The sequence below is a fragment of the Vibrio sp. 704 genome (assembly GCF_033339295.1).
In genome coordinates this window covers 1-912 of record NZ_JAWOUH010000197.1, presented here as the reverse complement: position 1 = coordinate 912, position 912 = coordinate 1, and the positions used below count along the sequence as shown (strand labels likewise).

The following is a 912-nucleotide window of genomic DNA, read 5'->3' as shown; positions in this document are numbered from 1 at the left end:
GCTTATGTTGGGAAGAGATCATCTTGCTAAGCCCGAACCTGATGAAAGCGAAGAGGCAGCGTAATGCTGCCTCTTTTTACTTTTCCGTTTATCTCATTGCCAGTAACTTACTGTAACGATCCAGCTTGTCCATACTGACTTTTGCATTCGCCATGAAGGTTTGTCTTGCTTTACCTGTTAACGCTTTGGATTGCGGCAAATTCACTGTTATTGGGTTTTTGTGCACGCCATTTACTAGGAACTCATAATGTAAGTGAGGTCCTGTCACTCGACCTGTTCCACCAAGCGTACCGATAGTTTGACCTTGTTTAACACGTTGACCCGTTTTGACTGTGCGCTTCGTTAAGTGCAGATACTTGGTAATGTAAGTATTGCTGTGCTTGATGAACACGTAGTTCCCGTTGAACTTGTTGTAAGCCGATTTTTGCACCACACCATCACCAGCGGCCCAAATTGGCGTACCAACAGGTGCTGCGTAGTCAGTGCCTCGGTGAGGACGTACTCGCCCCGTCACTGGGTGAAGACGACGTGGGTTAAAGTTTGAAGTCACGCGACGGAAATCCAGTGGAGCGCGCAAGAAGGCTTTTTTCATCGCTCGGCCATTTTCGTCGTAATATTTGCCCGTTTTTTCATCTAAAATAGCCGTAAACGTATCGCCCTGGTTTTTGAATATCGCAGCGATGATTTTTCCGCGACCAATGACTTCACCTTCTACAACTTCTTCTTGATACAGCACTCGGAAAGAGTCGTTTTTGCGAATATCGAGTGCGAAGTCGATATCCCAGCCAAAAATTCCTGCTAGCTCCATGATTTGGTTACCATTCAAGCCAGACGAAATTCCTGCGTTCCAGAAGTTGGATTTGATGGTTGCCTCGGCGTAGTTGAATTGGTAATCGACCTCTTTTTTATCGA

1 protein-coding gene is annotated in these 912 nt (G+C 45.9%); it reads right to left on the bottom strand.

Annotation, left to right across the window (positions count from 1 at the left end):
* Positions 1-88: 88 nt before the first annotated feature.
* On the bottom strand, positions 89-912 hold an 824-nt coding region (locus R7R24_RS25425; RefSeq protein ID WP_318119880.1), incomplete at its 5' end, for a peptidoglycan DD-metalloendopeptidase family protein.